Source organism: uncultured Roseovarius sp. (genome assembly GCF_913054395.1).
Lineage (GTDB): Bacteria > Pseudomonadota > Alphaproteobacteria > Rhodobacterales > Rhodobacteraceae > Roseovarius.
This window is the reverse complement of record NZ_CAJXIP010000025.1, coordinates 1-22,310: the sequence shown is the minus strand read 5'-3', so window position 1 is coordinate 22,310 and position 22,310 is coordinate 1. Positions and strand designations below refer to the sequence as shown.

The window sequence follows — 22,310 nt, the reverse complement described above, 5'->3', positions numbered from 1 at the left end:
TAAGCATCATGTAAGGCTTGGGGTCCAGATTGGCCTTGTTCCCCCCAAATGACGGGGATCGGATTGAGGCAAAACATGCAAATAGACTTCTTGACCCCGCAAGAGAGCGTGTGTCCGGTTGCGATCGTCGCCGCACAGGACCACGTGGCAAGCGTTTACCGTGAGACCTACGGCGCCACGGTCCGCAGCTTTGCCCCGACTCTGGTAATTGCCCGCAATCATACCGGGCAGATAACCTGTGTCGCGGGCATCCGTACCGCGCAGGACGGGTTCTTTTCGGAGCACTACCTTGAGCGCCCGTTCGACGCGGTCCTGAGCGAATGTGGCCATGGGCCGGTGGCTGCGGGCAAGGTACTCGAAGTGGTGTCGATGGCGGCGACCTCGCCGTTTCCGGTGCTGCCGGTGCTGGATGCGATCATCGGCTGGGGCCGCTCGCGCGGGATGGAATGGGGTGTTTTCACCGCCACTGCGCCGTTGCGCCGCTTGCTGAGACGGGCCGGAATGACGCATGTCATGCTTGCGCCCGCGCGTCTTGAACGGGTCAGCAATCCCGGCGATTGGGGCCGGTATTACGACAGTGACCCGTGGGTCTGTGCCTTTGGCGACCGCCTCCCTCCGCAGCCGGTGACCCTTGATCCGCGCCGCAGGGTGTCCTGATGCATGAGGTCTTTGCGGCCCTTGCGCGGAATGTGGCGCACCGCCCGGATGCGCCCGCGTTCCGCGATGAGGCGCAGGCGCTTGACTGGCGCGCACTGGCCGCGCGTGTCTCGGGGCTGACCCATGCGCTGGCGGATGCGCCGCCCGTGATCGGGATTGCCGTGCCCGGCGGGGTCGATTTCGTGGTCGCCGATCTTGCCGTTACCCTGAGCGGGCGCCGTCTTGTGCCGGTGCCGTTTTTCTTCAGCCCCGAACAACAGGCGCATGTGCTGGCCGATGCGGATGTGGGGGCCATTATCGGCGCTCCGCGCGCGGCGTCTTTCGGTTTGCCGGTAATCGCGCCGAACGCGCCCGATCCGGCTAGGGGCCTGCGGGACTATGGCGGTGGCGCAACCCGTGTCATCTATACCTCCGGCTCGTCGGGGCGGCCCAAGGGCGTGGTGCTTGGCGACCGACAGCTTTCGGCCTCGGTTCTGGCGCTTGCGGATGTGGTCGGGGCAACGGCGGGTGACAAACACCTGTCGGTGCTGCCGTTGGCACAGCTTCTGGAGCAAACCTGTGGTGTGTTCCTGCCGATCCTTGCGGGGGCCGAAACCGTCTTTTCCGCCGGGGCCACTTTCGCGCTTCTGGGCGGGCCGGTGGCGCCCTTCATGGCGGCACTGGCGCGGGAAAATCCTACGACAACCCTTGTGGCGCCCTCGCTTCTGGCACGCTGGCTGGATGCGATCGACGAGGGCGGTGGCGCGGCGCCCGCTTCGTTGCGCTTTGTCGCCGTGGGCGGGGCAGTGACGCCGCCGGGCGTGCTTGCGCGCGCGCAGGCACAGGCCATCCCGGTCTGCGAGGGTTATGGCTTGTCGGAGTGCTGTGCGGTGGTGGCGATGAATGCGCCCGGCGATGCCATGGCGGGCACGGTGGGGCGGATTCTCGACCCGCTTGACGTAAAGATCATCGACGGCGAAATCACGGTCGCCGGACCCACGGTGATGCAAGGCTATCTCAACGGCGCGCCCGCGCCCGAGCGTTGGCACACCGGTGATAACGGCCACTTTCACGACGGTCGCCTTGTGGTCGAGGGGCGGCGCGATGCCCTGATCGTGACCGGTGCGGGGCGCAATATTTCACCCGAATGGGTGGAATCCCGCGTTACCGCAGATCGGCGTATCAAGGGGGCGGCGCTGTGCCATGGGCCGGATGACCGGCTGATCCTTGTGGTGGCCCCGACCGCGCCGGTCACCCCGGCAGATATTGGCGCGCTTCTGAGCGATCTGCCTGCCTATGCCCGAGCAGAGGCGGTGGTCTTTGCCGATCCCGGACATGACGGGCTTTTCTTTCCCGCAGGCACGCCCAATCGGGCGGTGGCCGCAGATGTGGCGCGCACGGGCGCGCGCCTTTCTCTTGTTGACGATGATGAGGCCTGTTTGACATGACCGAACCCCTGCAAAAAACCGCCCTGATCACCGGCGCCGGGTCGGGCATCGGCCGCGCCCTAGCGCTTGAGGCGGCGCGGCGCGGTTATGCGCTGATCCTCACCGGGCGGCGCCGCGCGCCGCTGGCAGAGACTGCGGAACTGACCAGCAACGGCGCGCGCTGTATCCTGGGCGATGTCGCCACGGCCGAGGGGCGCGCGGCGATCTGCACAGCCGTCGGGGGCAGGCTTGATGTCCTGATCAACAATGCCGGCACGCTCAGCGTCGGTCACCTTGGGGCGCAGGAGGATGCGGCGATTTCGGCGATGCTCGAGACAAACCTGCTGGCCCCCATTCTCCTGACCCGCGATCTGTTGCCTGCATTGCGCGCAGCGGGCGGGCGGGTGGTCAACCTTGGGTCGGTCTTTGGCGATATCGCCTATCCGTTTTTTACCGCCTATTCCGCCACCAAGTTTGGCCTGCGCGGGTTTTCGGACGCGTTGCGCCGCGAGTTGTCAGGCAGCGGCGTGGGCGTGACCTATGTTGCGCCGCGCGCCACGCGCACCGCCGCCGAAAGCGCCTTTGGCCCGCTGGTCGAGCCGCTTGATATGCATCTTGACAGCGCCGAAAAGGTCGCGCGTCAGGCCTGGGATGCGATTGAGGCGGGCAAGCGAGATAGCTATCCCAGAAGCCGCGAGCGTCTGTTCGTTCTGATCCAGCGGTTGTTTCCCTCGCTGATTGACAAGTCCGTCGGCGCACAGGCGCGCGATGCAAAAACGTTGGAAGCACTGGAAACCGTAAGCGCGCGGTAAGCCCGCTCGGCGATACCACGGCCAAGGCATTCAAAGACGAAAGGCTCGACTGATGCACTATAATATCCTGCGCCCCGATCACCCTGGGGATGACGCAATCGACGATGCAACCATCACCACGATCAAAAGCCATCTTGCCCAGGATGGTTGGACCCTGCTGCGCGGTTATGATGTGGACATGGCCAGGTTCAGCACGCTGAGCGCGCGGCTTTGCACCAGGATCACCTTTGATCCGGCACGGGATCATTCCGAGGAAAACACCCAGAAGGTGGACGCCGGGCTTGGCCCGATCGGGCTTCATATCGAGAACGGCAATACCCCGGTCTGCCCCGATATCGTCGCGTTTTACAGCCCGCGTGCGGCCTTTGAGGGAAGCCAGACCACGATTTGTGACGGGCGTTCCGTTCTGGCGAGGTTTGACGAAAACCGCCGCGCCCGCTGGAGCCGGGCGATCACCGTCAAGCGCAACCTGCCCGAGGCGCTCTGGAAGCGGTATCTGGCCAATGAACACCCCGCGATCAGCCGCCCCGAAGAGGTGACTGAGCGCCATATTCTTGAGTTCAAGGCTGCTGTGCCCAATCAGGATTTCGCGCTCTGCGAAGACGGGTCGCTTGATTACAGCCTGACAATCAACCCGGTGCGGGAATCGACGCTTTCGGGCGGTGCGGCATTCGCCAACGCGGTGCTTGGACCCTCGCATAATTACGAGCCGCCGCGCTATGTATTCGGCGATGGGGAAGAGGTCGGCGCCGACGAGATCGAAGAGCTGCGCGAGATGGCCGAAAGTGTGACCCATGAGATCAACTGGCAGGATGGCGACGTGGCCATTCTTGACAATACACGGGTGATGCATGGCCGCCGCGCGATCGTCGATGCCAATCGCCAGCTGTTCATCGGGATGGGTATTCTTTGATCTGAGGTCGCGGCGGCAACTTTCCAGTGTCGCCGTTTCGCTTTGCTGCCGCGCGCCTGTCGGCGCGTCATGTCTTGCCATTTCGGGGTGAGGCCGCTCTAACCGCCCTGGTAAAGAGCGGCAGGGCGGCAGGGTGAACATGAAATCCGAAAGTGACGTTCTGATCATTGGCGCGGGCATCGCCGGGCTGACGGCGGCGCTTTGACTGCAAGAGGCGGGGGCAGGTGTCGTCGTGCTGGAGGGCGCGGAGGAGATTGGTGGCCGGGTTCGGGCGCTGCGCGGGTCCGATGGCACGGTGCTTGGCGACCTTGGCCCGACATGGGTCTGGCCCCGCTGGCAGCCGGTGGTCGCGCGCTGGATGACGCGACTTGCGCTTGCGCCGTTTGAACAGCATGACCTCGGTGACGGTATTCTCGATGGGTTCGGCGGACCTCCGCGTCGGCAACCCCTGATCGGACAGGACGGGATTTCGCGTCTGGTCGGCGGGCCGAGCGCGATCGTCGAGGCATTGGCCGCAAGGTTGGCTGCGCCAAGCATAAAGACCGGTGCGCGGGTGGTCGAGATCACGGCGCAGGATGGCGCTATGCGGGTGATGACCGCAGGGGGCGGGGCGCATGTGGCGCATCGCGTGATCCTTGCCACGCCGCTGCGCGCGACGGTCGAGGGCATTGGCATCGACAACCTGCCTGCGCCGCTTCTGGCGGCGATGCGTGCGGCCCCCACTTGGATGGCGCAGCAGGCCAAGGTGGTTGCGATTTATCCGCGCGCCTTCTGGCGCGATGCCGGGCTGTCGGGCCGGGTGGCAAGCCGCGCCGGGCCGCTGGTCGAGGTGCATGATCATACGCCGGCGTCTGGCACCGTGGGGGCGCTGTTTGGTTTTGCCGGGATCGGTGCGGCGGAGCGCGCCGAAAATCCGCAAGGGCTTCGCGTGGCCATCCTCGCGCAACTGGCGCGCTGCTTTGGGCCAGAGGCGGGCGCACCGACAGAGCTTGTGATCAAGGACTGGGCGCAAGAGACGTTGATTTGCAGTGCGCTCGACCTTGCCACGCCGCCAGAGCACCCCGACGTCGCCCCCGAGATCCTGCGGGCGGGGCATCTGGGCGGGCGGTTATGGTTTGCCGTCTCCGAGACCGCCGATCAAAGCCCCGGCTTGATCGAGGGCGCGTTTTCGGCCGGGGAAATGGCGGCCCAGAGGGTGCTTGCCACGCTCTGAGCGGCTTAGCTGCGCTGACCGGAGAACCGGCTTTGCCAGTCTTCGCGCGCCTCGTCGGTAATCTTGGAAAACAGAACCTCAGGCACGGTAAAGGCATGGCCCGGCGCGAAGGTCTCAAGTGCCGCGCCGATGTCGTCGGGCCAGCTGTCATCCTCGGTCTGCATTGCGTTCAGCATACTGGCGGCAGCACCGGGAATGAACGGTGCGCTCAGCACCGCGTAAAGCCGGATCAGGTTCAGCGCGAGGCGGATTTGCATCGCCGCCTGTTCGGGGTTTTCCTTGAAGGTCGACCAGGGCGCGGCATTTTGCAGGTATTCATTGCCCTCGACCCAGATCGCGCGCAGGGCGGCGGCCGATTTGCGCACCTCCATGGCGTCCATATGGCCCTCGTACTCGCGCAGGCGTGCGGTCAGCCGCTCGATCAGCGCGGTTTCCTCGGGGCCATAGGCGCCACCGGCGGGGATCTCTTCGCCAAACTTCGAGCGGCAGAACTTGGTCACGCGGCTGACGAAATTGCCAAGCACATCTGCGAGGTCCTTGTTGACCGAGGCCTGAAAGTTTTCCCAGGTGAATTCGCTGTCCGAGCTTTCGGGCGCATGGCTAAGCAACCACCAGCGCCAGTAATCGGCGGGCAGGATTTCAAGCGCCTGATCCATGAACACGCCGCGCCCCTGAGAGGTCGAAAACTGGCCGCCGTCATAATTGAGGTAGTTGAAGCTCTTGATGTAATCGACAAGCTTCCAGTCCTCGCCCGACCCCATGATCGTGGCCGGGAAGCTAAGCGTATGGAAGGGGACGTTGTCCTTGCCCATGAACTGCGTATAGCGCACGTCACCGGCGCCGCGTTCGGTGCGCCACCAGCGTTCCCATGCGGCGTCGTCAAGCCCGTTGGCCTCGGCCCATTCCCCGGCGCAGGCGATGTATTCGATGGGGGCGTCGAACCAGACGTAGAACACCTTGCCCTCCATGCCGGGCCAGTCCTCGGTGCCGCGCTTGACCGGGATGCCCCAGTCGAGGTCGCGGGTGATGCCGCGATCCCGAAGCCCGTCGCCATCGTTGAGCCATTTGCGCGCGATCGAGGTGGTCAGGATCGGCCAGTCGGTCTTGCTGTCGATCCAGGCGTTCAACTTATCGCGCATCTGGCTCTGGCGCAGGAACAGGTGTTTGGTTTCGCGCACCTCAAGGTCGGTCGAGCCGGAAATCGCCGAGCGCGGGTCGATCAGGTCGGTCGGATCAAGCTGTTTGGTGCAATTCTCGCATTGATCGCCGCGCGCCTTGTCATAGCCGCAATTGGGGCAGGTCCCCTCGATATAGCGGTCGGGCAGAAAGCGTTTGTCGGCGTTGGAATAGACCTGTTTCTCGATCACTTCCTCGATCAGTCCCGCCTCAAAGAGTTTTCCGGCAAGGTGCTGGGTCAGGGCATGGTTCTGCGGGCTGGACGAGCGGCCAAAGTGATCAAAGCTCAGGCCGAATCCCTTGGCGATCCCGGCCTGTACGGCATGCATTTCGGCGCAATATTCGGCCACCGGCTTACCCGCCTTGGCGGCGGCTAGTTCGGCCGGGGTGCCGTGTTCGTCGGTGGCGCAGAGAAACAGCACCTCGTTGCCGCGGCTGCGCTGGAAGCGGGCAAAAAGATCGGCCGGCAGCTGGCTGCCCACCAGATTGCCCAGATGTTTGATCCCGTTGATATAGGGAATTGCCGATGTGATCAGATGCCGTGCCATGTTACTCGCCCCTTGAAGGTTTGAGCCCCCTTTAGCGCGTCTTTGCGGGCAGTTCTAGCGCCGGTTCTCAGGTTTGTCGCGGCTGCGCCCTGTAAGGCGGCCAATCAGGAACGAGGTGCGCGGCGACCAGACATAGGCCGTGCGCTGTTCCGCGCCCGGGCGCATGCGCATACGGATCAGGCCAAAGACCACCAGAGCGCCATGTCCGGCGGCAATCATCACGAACATAGCGGGTGGGCCATAGTGTTCGATCAGGGTCGAGGCCATAAGCGGCGCGGCAATCGCGCCAAGGGCGAAAAAGAACATCAGTGCGGCCGAAAGCTCAACCCGCTCATGGGCTTGGGCAAAATCATGGGCATGCGCCGCGCTGACCGAATAGATCGGAAAGGTGGTCATGCCGAAGAAGAAGGCGGTCAAAAGGATGCCGAAGGTGCCAAGGTCATGGGTGGCGGCGGTCATCACGCTGCTGAGGATCGCGGCAATCGACAGGCCGATCAGAACCCAACGGCGGTCATAGCGATCCGCCAGCCAGCCGACCGGGTATTGCGCCATCGCGCCGCCCAGCACGAAGACTGCCAGAAAGCCTGCGATCTGATCGACGGCAAGGCCGACCTGTTGACCGTAAAGCGGGCCGATCATCCGGAACGACGCACTTGAGAGCGCCGCGACCAGAACGCCGGCGGCGGCCAGCGGCGAACAGGCGATCAAGAGCATCGGGCGCAGGCGCGGGGCATCCGGGGTTTCAGGTTCGCGCAGGCGGCTGAGCGTAAGCGGCAGGAGCGCCGCGCAACACAGCATCGCCAGCAGGTTGTAGGATACATAAGAGGCAGGGGCGAGCACGCTGATCAGCATTTGCGCCATCAGCGAGGCGCCCATATCCGCAACCCGGTATATCCCCATGGTTCTACCGCGCGTCTGATTGGTGACCTTGGCCTGAAGCCATGCCTCGATCACCGTGTAACAGCCCGCCACGCAAAGCCCCGAGGCGACCCGCATGACCGCCCAGGCATAGGGATCAATCACCACCATATGCGCCAGAAGTCCGATTGCCCCTGCCGAGGTGAAGGCGGCAAAGGCGCGCGAATGGCCGATGCTTCCCATCAGGCGCGGCGCGAACCAGCAGCCGATGAAAAAGCCGACAAAATGCGCCGATCCCAGCATGCCGATCTGGGCAGTGGTGAAATCGAGCGTCAAGCCTGACAACGCATCCAGCGGACCCACGCCCCCTGTCGACAGCTGAAGTAGAATGACCGACAAAAAGAGGGCCGCAAAGGAAATGATGACGCGCATTATCCCCGCAGAATGTCAGGAGGGCGGGTATGGGCCTTGGTCTTTTTCGACATGCGGATGTCGTTTTTCGCAGGCCGGGTTATTTTTCGATCCGGTCGTCGGGGCAATTCGCGAAACTTGTTCGCCCCCGGGGCCGAGCGGCCGGTCGTGCAGGCCATGCCGTCTTGGGGGTGACGCTGCCGCCAAAACCGCTAGATTGCGCCCGAGCGACAAAAACACGAGGACAGGACATGCGGAAAAAACCATTGGGGCGTACCGGCTTGCAGGTCAGCGAGCTTTGTCTCGGCTCGATGACATGGGGCACGCAGAACAGCCTGCAAGAAGGCCATGCCCAGATTGATCGCGCGCTGGAACGCGGGGTGAATTTCATAGATACCGCAGAGATGTATCCGACCACCCCGATCTCGGCCGGGACCACCGGGCGGACCGAGGAAATCATCGGTGAATGGTTTGCCGGTACCGGGCGGCGGGGTGATGTGATCCTTGCCACCAAGCATTCCGGCGCGGGGTTCAAGAATGCCCGCGATGGCGCGCCGATTTCGGCCAAAACGATCCCCGAGGCGATCGAGGGCTCTCTGCGGCGGCTTAAAACCGACTGCATCGACCTTTATCAATTCCACTGGCCCAACCGGGGCAGCTATATGTTTCGCAAGAACTGGGCCTATGATCCGTCAGGCCAGAACCGCGAGGAGACCCTGGCACATATGCAAGAGTCGCTTGAGGCGTTGCAGCGCGAGGTGGATCGCGGCACGATCCGGCATTTCGGCCTCTCGAACGAAAGCGCCTGGGGTACGGCGCAATGGCTGCGCCTATCCGAGGCCGGACACGGGCCGAGGGCGGCCTCGATCCAGAACGAATATTCGCTGATGTGTCGGCTTTACGATACCGACCTGGCCGAGCTTGGCGTGAATGAAGATGTCGGCCTTTTGGCATTCTCGCCGCTGGCCGCAGGTTTCCTGACTGGCAAATACCAGGGCGGCGCGGTGCCCGATGGGTCGCGGATGGCGATCAACGGCGATCTTGGCGGGCGCAAGACCGGGCGCGCCTTCGAGGCGGTTGATGCCTATCTTGTGATTGCGCACAAGCACGGGCTTGATCCCGCGCAGATGGCGCTCGCCTGGTGTCTGACGCGGCCTTTCATGTGCTCTGCGATCTTTGGCGCGACCACGCCGGAACAGCTTGATCTGGCGCTTGGGGCAGGGTTTATCACTCTGAGCGACGAGGTGCTGGACGAAATCGCCACCGTGCATAAGGAGCATCCGATGCCCTATTAAGGCAGACGGGGGCACGCTTTGGCCGGTTTGGGGCGTGGCCCCCTTGTGTGGCGCGCGCTTGCGGCGTATAGCGCGGCCTGACCCAAAAGGAGCCGTCGCAATGGTAGGTAGTGCCAATCTCAACGTCATGCTGAAAGCCGCGCGCAAAGCGGGGCGGGCGCTGGCCAAGGATTTCCGTGAGGTCGAGAACCTGCAGGTGTCGATGAAAGGCGCCGGCGACTTCGTCAGCCGCGCCGATATCGCCGCCGAGAAGATCATCAAGAGCGAACTGATGGGCGCGCGCCCGACCTATGGCTGGCTGGCCGAAGAGGGCGGCGGCGAAGAAGGGCAGGACCCGACACGCCGCTGGATCGTCGATCCGCTGGATGGCACCACGAACTTTCTGCACGGTCTGCCCCATTGGGCCGTCTCGATCGCGCTTGAGCACAAGGGCGAGATCGTCGCCGGGGTGATCTATGACGCCGCCAAGGACGAGGCGTTTTTTGCGGAAAAAGGCGCCGGGGCCTGGTTGAATGAAAGCCGCCTGCGGGTGTCGGGACGCGGCAAGATGATCGAGTCGATCTTTGCCACGGGTCTGCCGTTTGGCGGGCGGGCCGATCTGCCGGAGACGCTTCAGGATCTGGCGCGGATCATGCCGACCTGCGCCGGTGTGCGGCGGTGGGGCTCGGCGGCGCTTGATATGGCCTATGTGGCGGCCGGACGTTACGACGGGTTTTGGGAACGGCGCCTGAATGTCTGGGATATGGCCGCGGGTGTCGTGATCGTGCGAGAAGCGGGCGGGTTCATCGAGCCGCTGCGCAAGGGTGGCGACATTCTTGCCGATGGCGAGGTGATCTGTGGCAACGAAGCCATTTTCGACAAGTTCGCCGGTGTGATCCGCGGCTGAGGCGGGCCAGGAAAATTCGCCGAATTTTCTTGTTTGAGTATTTATGCCAAGAAGAAGCTAGGCGTCGGAGGGGTGGTTTATCCCGTCGACCCAACCGATATCGCCGAGATCGCGCGGGTTGACCCCTTGCAGGGTGCCGAGGTTGATGCCGTATTCTTTCGGATTAGAGCGGCGTTGATGGTGGGTGTAAATCCCGCAGGTCTTGCAGAAATAGTGTTTGGCCGTGCCTGTTCCCCATTGATAAAGGGTCAGGTTTTCGCCCCCCTTGACGATTTCGACGTCCGCAAGGGGAGCCGAGACCGCTGCGGCGCCGCGGCGGCGGCAAAAGCTGCAATCGCAGCGGCGCGCGGTATTCAGGTCATCCGAAAGTGTCACGCGCAGTTCAACGGCGCCGCAATGGCAGGTGGCTTTGTGGGTTTGAGTCATTTGGGATATCTCACTCGGGGAATGGACGTGCGACGATAGGTGTAATCGGCCTCAGGGTGGGGCGGTTTGCCATCGGTCATGTTCCAGAAACGCCGCCCGCCAAGCCGCAGGAACAGCGGCAGTGTGAGGGCCGCGCCGATCACGAAGCCGCCCGCATGTGCCCAATAGGCGACGCCGCCGTTGCCTGCGTCCACGCCGATGCCGCTAAAGAGCTGGATCGCGAACCACAGCACCAGAAGGATCGCGGCGGGAATGGTGATGATGCGGAAGAACACGATGAAGATGACCAGGATATCGACCCGAGCAAACGGAAACAGCAGCAGATAGCCCCCCATCACGCCCGCAATCGCCCCGGAGGCTCCGACCATCGGCACCATCGAAAGAGGCCCGGCAAGCACCTGTGCCAGGCTCGCGCCCATGCCTGAGACGAGGTAGAAGGCAAGATAGGGCAGGTGGCCCATCCGGTCCTCCATGTTGTCTCCGAAAATCCACAGAAACAGCATGTTGCCGACAAGGTGCATGAGCCCGCCATGCAGAAACATCGAGGTGAAAAGACCGGAATATTCGCCCATCTGGGTGACGCGCGCGGGGATCATTGCCCAGTCAAAGAAGAACTGGTTCAGGGCGCGCGCATCGTTGAACAGTGGCCAATACCCGATGAAGATCACCACGTTGAGGGCAATCAGTGCATAGGTCACATAGGGCGTGCGCCCGGATGGGTTATGGTCGCGTATCGGGAACATGGGGCCACGTTGGCCCCATGTGGTGATAAGGTCAAGCCATGCCGCCAAGCAGTTCGGCGTTGCCGCCCGCCGCCGTCGTGTCGACGCAGACGTGGCGTTCGTGCAGGGCGTGGCCGGTGTCGGGCATGCCGGTGATCAGCGGCATGATCGGGCCGCTGCGCTCGCTGAGAGCAAGGGCATAGGCGCGGGCCGTATCCGCATCCCCCCACCAGAGGGCGCCCGACAGGCCGCCAAGGGTGGTGAGAGCCGCAGGGTCAAGGGCACCTGTGACCTGCACGGCAACGCCGCCGAGATCGGTGACGGCCCTGGCCTGTTCGGCGGCGGCCTTTTGCCCCGGTCCAAGGCACAGGAGGGCGGGACGCACGCGGGTTGTCAGGCGGTTGGATTCGCCGGTGGGTCCGGGCAGGACGATGTCCTGACGCGGTGTGCCGGGGGCGGAATTGGTACGATCCAGAGCGGCCTGGGCGTCATTGACGGCCATTTTTCCAGACCAGTCGGCATCAGCCTGCGCGACCGGACGGGCGGTGAAACGGCTTAGGTAATGCGGCCCGCCGGCCTTGGGCCCGGTGCCTGAAAGCCCTTCGCCACCAAAGGGCTGGCTTCCGACGATGGCGCCGATCTGGTTGCGGTTCACATAGATGTTGCCCGCATGCACCCGTTCGGTCACATGTTGCACGCGGTCGTCGATCCGGGTCATCAGGCCAAAGGTAAGCCCATAGCCGGTGGCGTTGATCGCATCAATCACGCGGTCCAGATGCTTGGCCTTGAAGGTTGCCAGATGCAGGACCGGGCCGAATATTTCCCGCTCAAGGTCCTGGATGCCGCCGACACTGATCAGGCTGGGGGCGATGAACGTGCCTGCATTGGGTGTTTTCAACTCGTGCATCAGGCGGCCTTCGGCGCGGGCTTTCTGGATGTGATCGGCAATGCCCTGACGCGCGGTTTCGTCGATCACCGGGCCGCAATCGGTCGAAATATGCCAGGGCGTGCCGACGCAAAGCACATCCATCGCGCCCTTGAGCATCTTGGTGAAATCCTCGGCGATATCTTCCTGCACATAGAGACAGCGCAGCGCGGAACAGCGTTGGCCGGCCGACTGAAAGGCGGATTCGACGATCGCCTGCACCGCCTGCTCGGGCAGGGCGGTGGAATCGACGATCATCGCGTTGAGGCCGCCGGTTTCGGCAATCAGCGGTGCGCCGGGGGCGAGGTTTTGCGCCATGGCGGCGCGGATTTTCATCGCGGTGGCGGTCGAACCGGTAAAGGCCACCCCGCCGACGCGCGCGTCAGAGGTGAGGGCCGCGCCGACCTCGCCCGCGCCGGGCAAGAGCTGGAGTGCGGTCTTGGGCACACCGGCCTTGTGCATGAGCGAAATCGCCAGATGTGCGATGATCGGGGTTTGCTCGGCGGGCTTCGAGAGAACCGCGTTCCCTGCGGCGAGGGCCGCCGCGATCTGACCGCTGAAGATCGCGAGGGGGAAGTTCCATGGCGAAATACAGGTGAAGATGCCAACCGCCGGGGCCTCGGGGGCGTTGGCGGCGTAATAGCGCAGGAAATCCACCGCTTCGCGCAGTTCGGCCACCGCATCGGGAATGGATTTGCCCGCCTCGCGTGACAGGATGGCAAAAATCTCGCCAAAGTTTTCCTCGTAAAGGTCGGCGACCTTGTTGAGAACCTTCGCGCGCTCGGTCGGTGTGGCCTCCCATGGGCGGGCCGACGAAAGGGCGGCTTCGATCTGGGTGGCACTTGCGGTGGCGACGGTGCCAGGGCTGTCGGCGGGATCGGCGGGGTTGTCGACGCGGGTTGGGGCATTGCCTTTGGCCTTGCCCGCAACAAGCGCGGCGGCTGCCCATTCATGCGCGGCAAAAGCGTCGCGCGCCGTCATCACCGCGTCAAGCGTGGGGCGGTGGTGAAGATCAAAGCCATGAGAATTGGGGCGCTCTGGCTGGAACAGGTCAGGGCCGGTGACCAGATCGGCAGGCGGATCGTTGACCGCGTCATATGGATCGCGGGCGACCACCTCGGGGGCGACCTCTTCATCGACGATCTGGTTCACAAAGCTGGAGTTGGCGCCGTTTTCCAGAAGGCGGCGCACCAGATAAGCCAGCAGGTCGCGATGCGCCCCAACCGGTGCGTAGATGCGGCAGCGGGTCTTTTCGGCCTTCAGGATGATATCGTGCAGCGCCTCGCCCATGCCATGCAGGCGCTGGAACTCAAACGTGGATTTGTCGGTGGCCATTTCCAGAATGGCGGCGGCGGTATGGGCGTTATGGGTGGCGAACTGCGGATAGATCCGGTCGGTCATCGACAACAGTTTGCGCGCGTTGGCGATATAGCTGATGTCGGTGGCGGCCTTCGAGGTGAAAACCGGAAATCCGTCGATGCCTTCGACCTGGGCACGCTTGATCTCGGTATCCCAATAGGCGCCTTTGACGAGACGGACCATGATCTTGCGGTCAAGCCGGGTTGCCAGGTCGTAAAGGTGGTCAAGAACGTGGCTTGCGCGGTGGCCATAGGCCTGAACCACGACGCCGAACCCATCCCAGCCCGCGAGCGCAGGCTCGGCCAGGACGGTTTCGATCACGTCAAGCGACAGTGACAGGCGGTCGGCCTCTTCGGCGTCGATGTTAAGGCCCATCCTGGCGGATTTTGCCAGCAGAGCGAGGCTGCGCAGGCGCGGCACAAGGACCTCCATCACCTGCTCGTGCTGGGCCTCTTCGTAACGGGCATGCAACGCCGAAAGCTTGACCGAGATGCCGGGATTGTCGCGGATATCGGCATTGGTGCAGGCGTCGGCAATCGCGGTGATCGCGCGGCTATAGCTCAGGTGATAGCGGGTGGCGTCACCGTCGGTGCGCGCGGCTTCGCCAAGCATGTCATAGGAATAGGAATAGCCCTTTTTCTCCATATTGGCGGCGCGGTCCATGGCGGATTTTATGTTTTCGCCAAGGACGAACTGACGGCCCATTTCCTTCATGGCGCGGGCAACGGCGGTGCGGATCACCGGTTCGCCTAGGCGTTTGATCGCGCTGCGCAGATGACCGACGGGGCCAGGGGATTCCTCCTTGAGGACCTTGCCGGTCAGCATCAATGCCCAGGTCGAGGCATTGACCAGCGACGAGGTCGAATGCCCCATATGCTTGCCCCAGTTCGACGGCGCGATCTTATCCTCGATCAGCGCGTCGATGGTTTCGGCGTCGGGCACGCGCAACAGGGCCTCGGCCAGACACATCAGGGCGATGCCTTCATCGGTTGACAGGCCGTACTCGGCCAGAAACACTTCCATCAGGCCGGGGTTCGACTGGCCACGGATGTCGCGGACCAGTTGCGCGCCGCGGGCGCAGATGCGCTTGCGGTCATCCTCTGACAGGGCGGCGGCATCGCACAGCCGGGCAAGGGTTTCGGCCTCGTTGGCATAGGTAGCCAGATCAATGGCGCGGCGAAGGTCAGACGCGTAAGTCATGGATGTTTTCCCAAAGTAAGATGACCTAAGCTATCACGATTGATTAAGTTACTTTTCCCGATTACAAATAAATTTCAGGTCAAATGCATTATATTGAGGCAAGAAATGGACCAAAGTGAACAGAGTGATCTTGACCGGTTCGATCGGGCGATTCTAAGGGTTCTGGCGGGCGACGGGCGGATAAGCGTGACCGAGCTTGCGCGCGAAATCGGCCTGTCGAAATCGCCAACGCAGGCGCGCTTGCGGCGATTGGAGCGTGACGGGGTAATCACCGGGTATCGGGCGCTGTTTGACCCGATCCGCCTTGGGCTTGATCACGTCAGTTTCGTCGAGGTCCGTCTGCATGATACGCGAGAGGCGGCATTGGCCGAATTCAACGCGGCGGTGTCAAAAATTCCCGAAATCGAGCAGGTGCATCTGATCGCCGGGAATTTCGACTATCTGATGAAAATCCGTACCCAGAGCATGAGCGATTACCGCCGTGTTCTGGCCGAGCACATCTCGACCTTGCCGCATCTGGCCAACACCTCGACCTATGTGGCGATGCAGGCGGTGAAGGAAAACGCTCTTTCGGATGTGATTTGACCCCTGGGCCGATTGCCCCATTATAACAAGGCATGAAGCATCTGGTTCTGGCATTCGGGGTGATTTTGGCAGTCAGCGGGCCGCTGGCGGCGGCATCATGCCCCGAAGCCCCGGATCACACCTCTGCCCTTGATGCGCTGATCGTAAAGGCGCAGGGCGCGCCGGATGAGCGTGCCGGACGGGTCATTTCCAATGAGATGTGGCAATATTGGGCGGATGCGCCGGATGCTTATGCCCAGGGTCTTTTGGACGAGGGCATGACCCGCCGTGCCGCCTATGACTTTGAAGGGGCGATCAAGGCGTTTGACGCCCTCGTGGCTTACTGTCCGGAGTATGCCGAGGGTTATAATCAGCGGGCTTTCGTCAATTTCATCCGTCAGGATTACGGTGCCGCCCTTCCCGATCTGGATCGCGCCATAGAACTGTCGCCGCGCCATATCGCGGCCTTGTCGGGGCAGGCTTTGACACTGATGGCGCTGGAGCGTCCGGGCGAGGCGGTTCTGGCCTTGCGCGCGGCGCTTGCGTTGAACCCCTGGCTGCCTGAGCGGCATTTGCTGAGGGCGCTTGAGGCGGCTGAAAAAGAGTTATAGGCGTGTCCCGCAAGGCGGCCCGCATTCGCTTTACACCCGCGCGAAAGCGGCTATGTTTCCGCCGCGTCCTGATGCGGGCGTGATGGAATGGTAGACATACCAGACTTAAAATCTGTTGGGCCTTGTGCCCGTGTGGGTTCGAGTCCCACCGCCCGCACCATTAAGTCACAAAAATAAAGCAATTATAGTGGTTTATCGGCGCAATTCTTTGGTCTGTCCCCCCTGAATATTCCCATTCAGTATCCAGTCGCCATGTGTGACCTCAATGGACATGTCCACCGACCGGGTTGAGCGGCGGCGCTTGATTGGTTCACCAGCGCCTCTGTGACCCGAATTCGGGGGACCGGGTCAAATGGGTAATCTGTGCAGGGCTGGCAGACCAGAAGAAGGCCCGCATAACTGAGCGGGCCTTCTTTGCAGGACCGTGTTTCAGGTCTACTGAATACTGTCAGGCGCGACAGCTCGGTAGATGCTTGCCTCGCCCTGTCCATGGACGGTCAATGAGTAGTCGTTGATTGTGTCCTGCCGTGCGGTCGCGAGCAGCTGGTTTTTAACCTGCGTAGGAGTCGCTGTTTTGAATTTGCTGGCGAGAATGGCAGCATAACCGCTTACGATCGGCGCGGCGAACGAGGTTCCTTCGAGACCGCCGTTCAGAGTCGGGTCAACGCCCACCATAAGGTAGTTCGCGTTCACTCTGGAATCCGTACCGGCCTGAGTGGAATAACTGGCGATGCTGACCTTGGTGTTGACAGTCGAGCTGCCGTCAGGATTGTACGTTACGGAAGAGTTTCCATCCAGCGCGCCGACCCAGACGCCTGAGAAAGTGGCGGGATTGTCACCGGCTGCATCCATCAGGCCAACGGAAAGGTAGTCACGGACTGTCTGATATCGCGGTCTTCCACGGCCTGCCACCAAAGTGGTTACAGCGTCTCCCACTGCGGTCCCACCATTGTTACCCGCCGATTTCGCGACAAAAGCGGCCCCGCTCTTGGCGAAGTCGATGATTGTCGTTTCCTGCTGCGCGAAAAGTGTTCCATCCGCGTAAAGGGCGTCGGCTGATGCTGGATCATAGTTGTCCGAGTAGCTCAGGTTCAGAACGTTGAAAACGCCTGAATACGATGGCAGCGTTACTCCTGTTCCGGAAAAGACATCGTGCGTCCTGATGTCAGCCAGGGGAGCGATCATGGCGCCTTCTCTGGAGGTCCATTCGCCATGTTGCAGTGAGAAAGCTCCGTCGCCGAGGTTGCCGGAGCGCAAGTTGCCACTGCTGAAGTCATCGACGAAGGTCATGGCGACCCCTCTTTGACCCGCTGCTGCCGATGGGTCTCTGGCGCCAAGATAACTTCCGCCGTTGTAGGACCAGGCCAGCGGCACATCGCCGTGCATCCAGCCGCGTGGTGTCGCGGTATCGATCGGTGGAAGTGTTGTACCGCCGCCGCCGCCACCGCCGCCATTCCCCTTGTCGGGTTTGACTTTGTCGCCCGGTGGCGCGAGCAGTGCTATATCAGAGCTGTCAGCAAGGACAGGAGTCGTTACAGACGCAGCGATTAACAGCACTGCTGCCGATACGTTTTTCAGAAAGGATTTATGTGGCAATTGTCAGGTCTCCATGGTTCAAATCAAAACAAGACTGGCAAGAAGCAACCTTTTAATAGCGCTCACTGTCGACGCACAGCATTCGACAAGAGTTGGTAAACCTTGATGATATTAGCCCGATAATGGCCAAAATATGGCCAAGTATCTCGCACTCAACCCAGGGTGACGCGTAGTAGGCGGATATCGGATACAGCCTGCGCGATCCATCGAAATTGGAGTGGTTTTCGAAACAGTTATAAAGAGAATCGGAGGCTTAGAACGAGAGCACTGCGCCCATTCTCATGACAAATTGGTCCTCGGGAGACTCGTTGATCAGATAGTTTAGTGTATCAGCGGGCGCCAGGAACGATGCCGCCAAGCGGCAGTTCACTTTTTGAACACCACCAATCGCACCGTAGTTTGCCAAACAGGGCTTTTCACGAAGTTTTCCACCGATAAGGGTTGTCGCTGAGAGCGACAACCGAAAGTTCTCTTCAACTTCGCTCTGCCAGATGAAACCAATTTTCAGGCTGGGATCAATCGTGTATTTTTCGCCAACTTCACCCGTTCCAAATCCCCATAACAGACCGAACTCTTTCGATGTCTGCGTCATCATTGTGATCTGAAGATTGCGCCAGTTACTTTTGTACCAGCGGGAAAAACTGACGTAGTTCCCGTTCGAAAGTTCGTACCCGCCTTGCCTGAATTTCCTGATTGACTGTGACAGGTCCTCGCCCGCGCGGATATCCACCAGATAGGTATTTTCCAGAAAGGACTGTGCCGAGGTCATGGTGCCCGTGCAGGAGAACAAACATATTGCTGCCCCACAAGTGAACGCTCTCAGGCGAATTGCTGTTTGTTTTGCACAGTACAGCACCTGCTATTCTTCCTTCAGCCAGCGTTTGGACGTGATCTGGCCCTATGGCATAGTCGGGCAATGTGGCGATAACATGGACTCGTCTCCTAGGTCTGGTCATACAAGGTTCGCTTGGTCCGCAGACCAGACCTTGGTGCGCGGCGACCTGCGGTGCGAACGTATGGCCGACCTGAAACAGTGCCAGAGGTATGGCATGACCCGATCCCTGAAATGACTGTCCACGAAGCGCCTTTGTTTGGTGGATGCGGCTGATTGTGTTACCCTCTTCTTGCGTGCGCAGGTTGAAGAAAGGTCCGTCAAGTGCCTGCAATTGGGAAGAGGATTGTGTCTCTCGTTGCCTTTCTGGCGCTTAACATCTTCGCCAGTCACCCGAGGTCGGCCCTTGCCTGTGGTGTCGATACAGATTGCCAAATCGGCGCCCGGACGTATCGGATTGTGTTGCCAGATTATAGCGCGGAAACGGATAAAACCGGTGCAATCATCTTCGCCCACGGCTTTCGCGGAACTGCGGCGCGAGCGGTTAAAAACAAAAAACTCACAGCCCTTGCGTCAGAGTTGAATGTAGCGTTGGTCGCGGCCCAGGCAGCAGGACCAGAGTGGAACATCCCGCATATACCGACGGTCGATGCGTCCGAAGGCATTGATGAACTGGCATATTTCGATGCTCTGAGCTTCGACCTGGCAAAGCGCTTTTCCGTTGACCCTTCAAAGACCGTGGTCGCCGGGTTTTCGTCCGGCGCCATGATGGTCTGGCATCTTGCGTGTTTCAGGGGGACGTCATTTGCGGGCTTTGTTCCGATGTCAGGAACATTCTGGAAACCACTTCCATCAGCCTGTCCAACCGGACCTGTGAACCTCATCCACTACCACGGAAGAGATGATCCGATTGTGCCTCTTCACGGTCGCCCGATAAAGGACGCAGAGCAGGGGGATGTATACGACGCGGTGGCATTGATCGCAAAATCGGGCACATATCGACCTTTGCCCGACCAACAGTTGCCTGACCTTGAATGCTCAAGATGGGCCGATGGATCCAGCCATCTGCTTGAGCTTTGTCTTTTCTCTGGAAAGCACACTTGGCGTTCTGAGAACCTGTTACGCGCGGTCCGGCTTTTGTTACCAGATTGATTGAGGTTTGCGGGGGCACTTCAAAGCGTAGGCGATCAACACCGCAGATCTCATCCTGCTCTGCGTCTTGTAGGGCCTTCAGGGGGTTTGGGATTGCACAGGAGAGCCGACAGAGTTTGGCGACGTCGCCTTTGACTGCGGTCGTTTGCTGTCGTGCCGCTAGGCCGCTGCCGGAATGCACGGTCTGGCGAGCGCCTGGCCGTTGGCGTCGTGGAAGGTCGCGGTGAGCTGTGATTTTTGATCGCAGGGCAGGGCCGATGCCGTCATCGGGCCGATGTGAAAGCTTTCAGACCAGGTGTTTTCCGACAGAATGATCTCGTGATGGTCGAACGCCAGATGAATATAGCACAGGTGCTCCGGACATGTGCGGGTGATGCCGGGGCGACCCAGCAGGGCGCGGGCTTCGATCAGGGTTTCGGTTTCGCCGGTGGCGGCGCGGTGTTCGGGGGCCGTGCTGAGCATGCGGTGACCCGGCGAGACCAGAAGGTCGCGGTCCGGAAGGCCCAATCCAAGCGCGCCCTTGCGGATCAGGACAGGGCGCAGATCGGGTGTCGCGTTCAGGGCCCGCGCCGAGACATAGCGGTACCCGGACCAGATCACAGCCTGAAATCCGCGATCACGGGTCAGGACGCGCATGCCGGGGCGCAGGGCCTCGACAGGCTGCTTGCCGGCAAGCGTGGTGATCGCGGCCCCGGGAGTGAAACAGGTGACGGCAGAGAGATGGCCATCCGGGTTTTCAAAAGCGGACATGGGAAATCCTGTTACTTTAAGGCTCACTACTGACTTGTTGTGCTGCGCCACATGCTATCAAATGGGATAACCGAAGCGTTGCCATCACGACAGCTAACGCCACGTTTGTGGTGTAAATGTGGGCGTCGAAAGGTCAGGTTTTGACTTGTTTCGCGTGGCAATGTGTCCGGGTTGTGGATGTGGCGTCACGCATCGCACACAGGTTGAACGTGGCGCAAAGCCCGTTTTGACGGATGAGACAGAAAGAGGAAGAGCAATGGACATGACGTTGGGAATGCGCCCTGAGATGCGGGCGCTGCTTGACCGCGTTGCCGCGATGGTTCGCGATGAGATCATGCCGCTGGAGGCGGAATATCATGGTGAGGTCGGCAAGGGGGATCGCTGGGAATACACCCCGCGTCAGGCCGAGATCCTTGAAGGACTCAAGGCACGGGCCAAGGCCGAAGGGTTGTGGAATTTCTGGCTGACCGACAGTGCGCGCGGGTTCGGGCTTAGCACGGTAGAATATGCCTTTTTCGCCGAAGAGATGGGCAAAACCCCGATGGGGGCCGAGGTTTTCAACTGTAATGCGCCCGACACCGGCAACATGGAGGTGTTTGAACGCTACGGCACCGAGGCGATGAAAACCCGCTGGTTGATGCCGTTGCTTGAGGGCGAAATTCGAAGTGCGTACCTGATGACCGAACCGGGCGTGGCGAGTTCGGATGCGACGAATATCTCGATGTCTTGCGTGCGGGATGGCGATGACTATGTGCTGAACGGCGAGAAATGGTGGGCCACCGGGGCGGGCGATCCGCGCTGCAAGGTGTATATCGTGATGGTCAGGACCGGCGGCGATGACATGCCCAAGCATCAGCGCCATTCGATGATCGTGGTGTCCGCCGATACGCCGGGGATCGAAAAGCTGCGCCCGATGGAGGTATACGGCCACGATGACGCGCCGCATGGGCATATGCATTTTCGCTTTACCGATGTCCGGGTGCCTGCGGAAAACATGTTGCTAGGTGAAGGGCGCGGGTTCGAGATCGCGCAGGGGCGGCTTGGGCCGGGACGTATTCATCATTGCATGCGCGCGATCGGTCAGGCCGAGGCCGCGCTTGAAATGATGTGTCGGCGGTCCCTGACGCGCGAGGCTTTCGGCAAGAAGATCGCGCAGCTTGGGGCGAATTACGACATTATCGCCGAATGCCGGATGGAGATCGAACAGGCGCGTTTGTTGTGCCTCAAGGCGGCGTGGATGATGGATCAGGGCGATCCGCGTGCCGCGGCGCCCTGGATCAGCCAGATCAAGGTGGTGGCGCCGCGCGTGGCCCTCAAGGTGATTGACGAGGCAGTACAGCTTTTCGGGGCGCAGGGCATTTCTCAGGACGTGCCGCTTGGTGCGATGTGGACCCATGTGCGCACGCTGCGTCTGGCGGATGGGCCCGATGCGGTGCACCGCCGACAGGTGGCGCGGACCGAGTTGCGCAAATACACTCAGGAAAAGCTGTAACGCTTTGTGAAAAGGGGGCGTTGTCGGGCGTCCCCGCTCTGCCGCACGATACCCGCGAGGCCGCCTGAAAGGGCGTATGAGCGCTGCCGCACAGGGCGGCCTGCGGGGGCGAACGGTTCTCACGCCTGTGTGATCCCCCAAACGGTTTCATCGCTGCCCATGGCCGCTTAGCTGGATAGGGAACGCAAACCGAAGGGAAAGTTCAATGACTGCTGAATATCGAGTTGAGATCAAACCGGTGAGTGATGATGTGGCCGAGGGTCAGGCCAGGGACTTATTGGACGGTGCGCGCGCCAAGCTTGGGTTCGTGCCGAACATGTATCGTGGCATGGCCAATAACGCGGGGCTTTTGTCGACCTATCTGCACGGCTATGACCAGTTCCGCCAGTCCGGCAATTTCACTGCCCCCGAGCAAGAGGTCGTGTTCCTGACCGTGTCAGAGGCCAATGGCTGTGACTATTGTACGGCGGCGCATTCGATGTTGGCGGTCAATGTATCAAAGCTTG

At 61.5% G+C, this 22,310-nt stretch carries 20 protein-coding genes and 1 tRNA gene; 13 read left to right on the top strand and 8 right to left on the bottom strand.

The window, feature by feature from the left end:
* The first annotated feature begins 75 nt into the window (after positions 1 to 75).
* The 5 genes from QZ522_RS05605 to QZ522_RS05585 all read left to right on the top strand — a co-directional run bounded on the left by QZ522_RS05605 (position 76) and on the right by QZ522_RS05585 (position 5,001).
* The gene (locus QZ522_RS05605; RefSeq protein ID WP_294608531.1) at positions 76 to 657 is read left to right on the top strand and encodes a thermostable hemolysin; all 582 of its coding nucleotides are present in this window, start codon (positions 76 to 78) and stop codon (positions 655 to 657) included.
* Positions 657 to 2,084: an AMP-binding protein gene (locus QZ522_RS05600; RefSeq protein ID WP_294608529.1), complete on the top strand. Its 1,428-nt coding sequence runs from the start codon at positions 657 to 659 to the stop codon at positions 2,082 to 2,084. The genes QZ522_RS05605 and QZ522_RS05600 overlap by 1 nt, the downstream gene beginning before the upstream one ends.
* On the top strand, positions 2,081 to 2,875 hold the full coding sequence (locus QZ522_RS05595; RefSeq protein WP_294608527.1) for an SDR family NAD(P)-dependent oxidoreductase: 795 nt from the start codon (positions 2,081 to 2,083) through the stop codon (positions 2,873 to 2,875). The genes QZ522_RS05600 and QZ522_RS05595 overlap by 4 nt, the downstream gene beginning before the upstream one ends.
* 52 nt (positions 2,876 to 2,927) lie before the next feature.
* Positions 2,928 to 3,788, top strand: a complete 861-nt coding sequence (locus QZ522_RS05590) for a TauD/TfdA family dioxygenase (RefSeq protein ID WP_294608525.1) — start codon at positions 2,928 to 2,930, stop codon at positions 3,786 to 3,788.
* A 205-nt stretch (positions 3,789 to 3,993) separates the two neighbouring features.
* Entirely contained in the window at positions 3,994 to 5,001 is a 1,008-nt protein-coding gene (locus tag QZ522_RS05585) for an FAD-dependent oxidoreductase (protein ID WP_294608550.1), read from the top strand.
* A 5-nt stretch (positions 5,002 to 5,006) separates the two neighbouring features.
* Here QZ522_RS05585 and metG read toward each other — a convergent pair whose 3' ends face one another.
* Together metG and QZ522_RS05575 are read right to left on the bottom strand one after the other, a co-directional pair.
* Entirely contained in the window at positions 5,007 to 6,725 is a 1,719-nt protein-coding gene (gene metG / locus QZ522_RS05580) for a methionine--tRNA ligase (RefSeq protein ID WP_294608524.1), read from the bottom strand.
* 54 nt (positions 6,726 to 6,779) lie between these two features.
* Complete coding sequence (locus tag QZ522_RS05575; protein WP_294608522.1) at positions 6,780 to 8,015, bottom strand: MFS transporter; 1,236 nt, start codon at positions 8,013 to 8,015, stop codon at positions 6,780 to 6,782.
* Positions 8,016 to 8,245: 230 nt separating this feature from the next.
* Between QZ522_RS05575 and QZ522_RS05570 the strand changes: the two genes are divergently transcribed.
* Both QZ522_RS05570 and QZ522_RS05565 read left to right on the top strand, forming a co-directional pair.
* Positions 8,246 to 9,289: an aldo/keto reductase gene (locus QZ522_RS05570; protein WP_294608520.1), complete on the top strand. Its 1,044-nt coding sequence runs from the start codon at positions 8,246 to 8,248 to the stop codon at positions 9,287 to 9,289.
* Between the two features lie 100 nt (positions 9,290 to 9,389).
* The gene (locus QZ522_RS05565; protein WP_294608518.1) at positions 9,390 to 10,175 is read left to right on the top strand and encodes an inositol monophosphatase family protein; all 786 of its coding nucleotides are present in this window, start codon (positions 9,390 to 9,392) and stop codon (positions 10,173 to 10,175) included.
* 57 nt (positions 10,176 to 10,232) lie between these two features.
* Here QZ522_RS05565 and QZ522_RS05560 read toward each other — a convergent pair whose 3' ends face one another.
* Genes QZ522_RS05560 through putA form a run of 3 tightly spaced genes read right to left on the bottom strand, consistent with a single transcriptional unit; the run spans position 10,233 to position 14,807 of the window.
* Positions 10,233 to 10,601 carry a GFA family protein gene (locus QZ522_RS05560; RefSeq protein ID WP_294608516.1) on the bottom strand — a complete coding sequence of 123 codons (369 nt, stop codon included), beginning with the start codon at positions 10,599 to 10,601 and terminating at the stop codon, positions 10,233 to 10,235.
* Positions 10,598 to 11,344, bottom strand: a complete 747-nt coding sequence (locus QZ522_RS05555) for a rhomboid family intramembrane serine protease (protein ID WP_294608514.1) — start codon at positions 11,342 to 11,344, stop codon at positions 10,598 to 10,600. The genes QZ522_RS05560 and QZ522_RS05555 overlap by 4 nt, the downstream gene beginning before the upstream one ends.
* A gap of 31 nt (positions 11,345 to 11,375) precedes the next feature.
* Positions 11,376 to 14,807, bottom strand: a complete 3,432-nt coding sequence (gene putA, locus QZ522_RS05550; protein WP_294608512.1) for a bifunctional proline dehydrogenase/L-glutamate gamma-semialdehyde dehydrogenase PutA — start codon at positions 14,805 to 14,807, stop codon at positions 11,376 to 11,378.
* A gap of 105 nt (positions 14,808 to 14,912) precedes the next feature.
* Here putA and QZ522_RS05545 point away from each other — a divergent pair, with 105 nt between their 5' ends.
* The 3 genes from QZ522_RS05545 (at position 14,913) to QZ522_RS05535 (ending at position 16,142) form a co-directional block, all read left to right on the top strand.
* The gene (locus tag QZ522_RS05545) at positions 14,913 to 15,392 is read left to right on the top strand and encodes an Lrp/AsnC ligand binding domain-containing protein (protein ID WP_294608510.1); all 480 of its coding nucleotides are present in this window, start codon (positions 14,913 to 14,915) and stop codon (positions 15,390 to 15,392) included.
* Between the two features lie 32 nt (positions 15,393 to 15,424).
* The gene (locus QZ522_RS05540) at positions 15,425 to 15,982 is read left to right on the top strand and encodes a hypothetical protein (RefSeq protein WP_294608508.1); all 558 of its coding nucleotides are present in this window, start codon (positions 15,425 to 15,427) and stop codon (positions 15,980 to 15,982) included.
* Between the two features lie 73 nt (positions 15,983 to 16,055).
* A tRNA-Leu gene (locus QZ522_RS05535) sits at positions 16,056 to 16,142 on the top strand.
* A 275-nt stretch (positions 16,143 to 16,417) separates the two neighbouring features.
* Here the strand turns inward: QZ522_RS05535 and QZ522_RS05530 are convergent.
* Complete coding sequence (locus QZ522_RS05530; RefSeq protein WP_294608506.1) at positions 16,418 to 17,578, bottom strand: S8 family serine peptidase; 1,161 nt, start codon at positions 17,576 to 17,578, stop codon at positions 16,418 to 16,420.
* A 253-nt stretch (positions 17,579 to 17,831) separates the two neighbouring features.
* Positions 17,832 to 18,347, bottom strand: a complete 516-nt coding sequence (locus tag QZ522_RS05525; protein WP_294608504.1) for a hypothetical protein — start codon at positions 18,345 to 18,347, stop codon at positions 17,832 to 17,834.
* Positions 18,348 to 18,758: 411 nt separating this feature from the next.
* On the opposite strand from QZ522_RS05525, the gene QZ522_RS05520 reads away from it, so the two are divergent.
* Complete coding sequence (locus QZ522_RS05520; protein WP_294608502.1) at positions 18,759 to 19,562, top strand: alpha/beta hydrolase-fold protein; 804 nt, start codon at positions 18,759 to 18,761, stop codon at positions 19,560 to 19,562.
* 159 nt (positions 19,563 to 19,721) lie between these two features.
* Here the strand turns inward: QZ522_RS05520 and QZ522_RS05515 are convergent, their stop codons facing one another.
* A complete protein-coding gene (locus QZ522_RS05515) occupies positions 19,722 to 20,312 on the bottom strand; it encodes a Hint domain-containing protein (RefSeq protein WP_294608500.1) in 591 nt (196 codons plus the stop codon).
* A gap of 256 nt (positions 20,313 to 20,568) precedes the next feature.
* On the opposite strand from QZ522_RS05515, the gene QZ522_RS05510 reads away from it, so the two are divergent.
* Positions 20,569 to 21,804 carry an acyl-CoA dehydrogenase family protein gene (locus tag QZ522_RS05510; protein ID WP_294608498.1) on the top strand — a complete coding sequence of 412 codons (1,236 nt, stop codon included), beginning with the start codon at positions 20,569 to 20,571 and terminating at the stop codon, positions 21,802 to 21,804.
* A 205-nt stretch (positions 21,805 to 22,009) separates the two neighbouring features.
* Positions 22,010 to 22,310 (top strand): carboxymuconolactone decarboxylase family protein (locus tag QZ522_RS05505; RefSeq protein ID WP_294608496.1); only part of this gene is annotated, 301 nt, incomplete at its 3' end.